General features: G+C 40.7%; 2 protein-coding genes and 1 pseudogene. All 3 read right to left on the reverse strand.

Features of this window, described 5'->3' with window-relative positions:
• Positions 1-166 precede the first annotated feature (166 nt).
• Positions 167-1,177, reverse strand: a complete 1,011-nt coding sequence (locus AFK68_RS13505) for a dihydroorotate dehydrogenase-like protein (RefSeq protein ID WP_094673258.1) — start codon at positions 1,175-1,177, stop codon at positions 167-169.
• 408 nt (positions 1,178-1,585) lie between these two features.
• Positions 1,586-5,131: a pyruvate:ferredoxin (flavodoxin) oxidoreductase gene (nifJ, locus tag AFK68_RS13510; protein ID WP_094673259.1), complete on the reverse strand. Its 3,546-nt coding sequence runs from the start codon at positions 5,129-5,131 to the stop codon at positions 1,586-1,588.
• A 502-nt stretch (positions 5,132-5,633) separates the two neighbouring features.
• Positions 5,634-5,722: pseudogene (locus AFK68_RS13515) on the reverse strand (uL14 family ribosomal protein); the annotation flags it as partial.

A 5,722-nucleotide genomic window follows, 5' to 3' on the forward strand; every position in this document is an offset into this window, starting at 1 on the left:
CGCAAAGAAACCCGGTTTCTAGGATAAATCGTTGTTTTGAGCAATAGACGTCTACGAGAAACCGGGTTTCTGGCCCTTGGTGTCGAGCCACAGAATTTGTAGGTCTGAATTAGCAGAGACTCCTAGTTTGCAGGGGTTTGGCGACCAAACCCCTACAGATTGGCTTTTAAACTAAACTCCGAGCAGGTTGATAACTTTGAATTGCTTTCATATATTGCGCTCTTTCAAATGCACTCTCGTCTGGACAATTTATTTGACTCATACTGCCGCGCATTTGTGCAATTGATTCATATTCATGTTCTTCCATCCATTTAATCATGTCTGTTTCGATAACTTTAATATGACTAATTCCATGACGCAATAAAGCACCTACTACTTGAGTTACATTCGCACCTGCCATCATCATTTTAATTACATCTTGCCCTTTTTGTACACCGCTAGTTGCAGCAAAATCTACTTCTAATCTACCGTACAAAATAGCTATCCAACGCATAGGTAAACGCATTGCTTGTGGGGTACTTAACAACACATTTGTTATTACTTCTAACTCTTCAATATCAATATCTGGTTGATAGAAACGGTTAAATAAAACTAACCCATTCGCTCCAGCTTCTACCAGTTTTTTAGACATATTTGCCATGTTGCTGAAGAAGGGGCTAAGTTTAACAGCAACAGGAATATTTACCTGGGATTTAACAGCTTGCAGAATATTAATATAACTCTGTTCTACTTGTTCTCCTGTCATATCCATATTAGTAGGGATATTGTAGATATTTAATTCTAAAGCATCTGCACCAGCAGCTTCTAATTCCTTAGCATAATTAGTCCATCCCCCAATTGTTGAACCGTTGAGACTGGCAATAATGGGGATATTTACTATTTTTTTTGCCTCACTAATATGCTTTAAATATTCGGAAGCATCTACATGAAATACTTCTGGTTCTGGAAAGTAAGTTAGAGCTTCGGCAAAACTTTCTGTACCGTATTCTAAATGATGGTGTAATTCAAACTTTTCTTGTCGTAATTGTTCTTCAAATAAAGAATGTAAAACTACTGCTGCTGCACCTGCATCTTCCATGCGTTTGAGATTATCTAAATCTTCGGTTAAAGGTGCTGCTGCTCCTACAACTAAGGGGGAGCGTAATTGTAATCCTAAATAATTTGTGGTAATATCCATGGTTAATTCGCTTAATTCAAAAGTCAAAATTCAAAAGTCAAAAGTGAAGAAGGCGTAGGTTGGGTTGAGCAATGAAACCCAAAATCAAGTCAAAAGTTAAAAGTCAAAATTTAAAAGTGAACCAGGTACAGGAATGAAATGCTCAGAACTCAAAAATGCCTAATATCAAATCTGCTTACTTTGAACAATAAGATTCTAATATCAGTATTGGCAAAAACTCCAAGTTTGGTAGGGGGTTGGGTCTCCAAACCCCTACGATATTGAATTTTAGCAATACTAAAAGACTTGATACAATTCCTCAAATACATCTTGTTGTTGGGTTGCGCTGACGCTTAACCCAACCTACTGATAACTGATAACTGTTAACTATGCATTATCAATTATCCATTATCCATTATCAATTATCCATTATCCATTATCAAGTTGCCGTGCTGCCAAATACTCATACATTGCATAACGAGTATTAACATCTTCCTGTGCTTGTGCTAACAAGTCTTTAGCATCACCAGGTTTGCTCTTGGTTAGCATTTTGAACCTATTTTCTTGATACATTGACTCACCAACAGGTTTTTTGGGCGATCGCATATCCAACTGCAAAGGATTTTTCCCTTGTTGCACCAAGTCTGGGTTATAGCGATACAACAACCATCGACCGCTTTCCACAAGTGCTTTTTGATGACTCATTGCTGTAGTCATATTAATACCATGAGCAATACAATGACTGTAAGCAAGAATCAAGGATGGACCGTCATAAGCTTCTGCTTCTAAAAATGCTTTTAGGGTGTGTTCGTCTCGCGCTCCCATTGCTACGCTGGCAACATAAACATTGCCGTAAGTCATTGCTATTAAACCTAAATCTTTTTTGCCTGATGGTTTGCCACCTGCTGCAAACTTAGCAACTGCTGCACGGGGAGTCGCTTTGGAAGACTGACCGCCAGTATTAGAATAAACTTCCGTATCCATTACTAAAATATTGACGTTACGACCGCTAGCGATAACGTGGTCTAAACCTCCGAAACCAATATCATACGCCCAACCGTCACCACCAACTATCCAAACCGACTTTTTGACTAGATAATCTGCTAAACTTAATAGTTGCTTTGCTTCTGGAGAATCTACTCCTTGCAATTTTTCCTTGACTTGGGCGACTCGTTCCCGTTGTTCCCAAATATCTGCTTCGGATTTTTGGAAGGCGTTCAGAATGTCTGAAACTAAATTATCTCCTATCGTTCCCCCTAATTTTTGCAACAACTCTGTAGCAAACTCGGCGTGTTTGTCAATGGAAAGACGGAAACCAAAACCAAATTCGGCGTTATCTTCAAACAGACTATTCGACCAAGCAGGTCCGCGACCGTCAGCGTTTTGCGTCCAAGGTGTTGTTGGTAAGTTACCGCCATAAATAGAAGAACATCCCGTAGCATTAGCAACAACCGAGCGATCGCCAAACAGTTGACTAATTAATTTAACATAAGGAGTTTCACCACAACCAGCACAAGCACCAGAAAACTCAAACAAAGGTTCTTGCCATTGTTGTTGACGAATTCTGTCGAGATGGAGGGAGCGACGGTCGGGGTTAGGCAAATTCAAGAAGAAATCCCAATTTTCTCGCTCCTGTTCCCGTAGTGGTAACTGCGCTTCCATATTTATTGCTTTGCGGGAAGGCATAGATTTATTTTTCGCTGGGCAAATATCTACGCAAACGCCACAACCAGTACAGTCTTCTGGAGCGACTTGGATAGTAAATTTATGTCCGGTAAAATCTTTATCTTTGACATTAGTAGACTTGAAAGTTGCCGGAGCATTAGCTAAATTAATTTCATCATAAGCTTTGCCACGAATGACGGCGTGGGGACAAACCATCACACACTTACCACACTGTACACAGACATCGGCATCCCAAACAGGAATTTCTTGAGTAACGTTGCGTTTTTCCCATTTAGTTGTTCCGGTGGGATAGGTGCCGTCGCAAGGTAAGGCGCTGACTGGCAGTTCGTCACCTTGGCGAGAAATCATTTTACCCAAGACTTCCCGGACAAATTCTGGAGCAGTGTCAGGAACAGGTGGCAAACGGTGGAGAGCGCTACTAACTTCCGTGGGAATTTTCACTTCATAGAGATTATCCAAAGTATTGTCAACCGCTTGCAGGTTCATATTGACAATTTCTTGACCTTTTTTGCCGTAGGTTTTTTCGATGTATTTTTTAATTTGAGCGATCGCCTCTTCCCTAGGCAAAACATTAGCTAAGGCAAAGAAACAAGTCTGCATTACTGTATTAATGCGACCCCGCATTCCACTGTCAGCAGCAACTTTATTAGCATTAATGACATAGACTTTTAAACTTTTGCGGATAATTTGCTCTTGTACTTCTACAGGTAACTTTTCCCATACTTCATCAGCACCGTAGGGACTATTCATCAAAAAAGTAGAACCGTTTCCTGCTGCAGTGAGAACGTCTAATTTTTCGAGAAAACTCCATTGGTGACATCCCACAAAATTAGCTTGGTTAATGAGATAAGTGGAACGGATGGGGTTTGCACCGAAGCGGAGGTGAGAAACAGTTACAGCTCCAGATTTTTTCGAGTCGTAAACAAAGAAACCTTGGGCATAGTTTTCAGTTTCTCCCCCAATAATTTTAATTGAGTTTTTGTTAGCACCAACGGTACCATCGGAACCTAAACCATAAAACATTGCCCGCACAACATTATCGGGTTCGAGAGAAAAATTGGCATCGAAGGGAAGGGAAGTATGACTGAGGTCGTCATTAATACCCACCGTAAAATGATTTTTGGGTTTGTCAGCACTGAGGTTCTCAAAAACACCCATCACCATTGCCGGGTTAAACTCTTTGGAAGACAAACCATAACGACCACCCACTACTTTTGGCATCGCGCCTTCCCATTCTTCATTTAGAGCAGTAACTATATCTTGGTAGAGAGGTTCACCTGTTGCACCCGGTTCCTTCGTGCGGTCGAGAACAGCAATTTTTTTCACCGTTTCGGGCAATGCTGCGACTAAACCTTTGGCATCAAAAGGTCGATATAATCTAACTTTGAGTACCCCAACCTTTTCACCATTAGCAGTTAAATAGTCTACAGTTTCGTGAGCTGTTTCACAACCAGAACCCATGAGGATAACAACCCGCTCTGCATCAGCAGCACCGTGATATTCAAAACATTGATATTGTCGCCCAGTCAGTTCAGCAAATTTATCCATTGCCTTCTGCACAATATCTGGAGTTGCAGCATAGAAAGGGTTAACAGTTTCCCGCGCTTGGAAATATACATCCGGGTTTTGAGCTGTACCGCGCAAAACAGGTCTATCTGGCGTTAACCCCCGCGCCCGGTGAGCCAAAACCAGGTCATCATCCATCATTTCCCGCAAAACTGTTTCTGGCAACAGTTCAATTTTTTGTACTTCATGGGAGGTACGGAAACCGTCGAAGAAATGAATAAATGGTACCCTTGCTTCCAGAGTTGCTACTTGAGCAATGAGGGCAAAGTCATGAGCTTCTTGTACCGAAGCAGAACACAACATGGCAAAACCTGTAGCGCGGGTTGCCATTACATCACTGTGGTCGCCAAATATTGAAAGACCTTGAGCTGCCAGGGAACGAGCCGCAACATGAATGACATTACAGGTTAATTCCCCTGCTATTTTGTAAAGGTTAGGGATCATTAATAATAATCCCTGGGATGCAGTGAATGTAGTAGTGAGCGACCCTGTTTGTAGAGAACCATGCACCGCCCCTGCTGCTCCCCCTTCACTTTGCATCTCAACCACACTAGGAACTGTACCCCAGATATTCGGTGTCCCCTGAGATGACCAAGCATCCGCCCATTCACCCATTGGTGAGGAGGGGGTGATAGGATAGATGGCAATAACTTCATTGAGTTTGTGGGCAACACGGGCAACTGCTTCATTGCCATCTAGTGTTGCAAAAGTTTTGGTACTCATTAATGTTCTCCTCTTTATTTAAAATCTCAGAACTTACGCAGAAACCTGGTTTATGGATAAAATTTAGTGATTTTAATAATCAAGGCAATAAACCCGGTTTCTTGTTTGGGTGCGTAAGTCCCTATCTCTCGTTGTTTACAAATGTTGTAGATTTGTTTAGTAGTTTATCTATGGCCAAGTCCTGAAAATTTTACCTCTATAAATTTGCCTTTTTTTATCAACCTAAACCTTTATGTTTAACATCACAATAACTCATTTTTCAACAACACAGGAGTTGTTTTATTTCTGAAACTATTTGAGAGATAATCCACTAAAAATACCTATTTGGATAGGCAGTTAGGAGATTGGGACTAAATATTTGATTTATATCTCTTGCTTTTATTATCCGATCTATTCCTTCTGAATTGAACTATTACTTAAACTTTTTTTACAAAACTTGAATTTTGCATATAATTTTACAAAACTTCAGAAAATAACTGTTAAATTTTTTCGGATACATTTTCTCCGGTGCTAGGGATACAATTTTAGTAAAATTTTTTTCTCGTAATTCGCGAGCTACTGGACCAAATACGCGAGTTCCCCGTGGATTTC

Source organism: Hydrocoleum sp. CS-953, from assembly GCF_002260545.1.
Classification (GTDB): domain Bacteria; phylum Cyanobacteriota; class Cyanobacteriia; order Cyanobacteriales; family Microcoleaceae; genus Trichodesmium.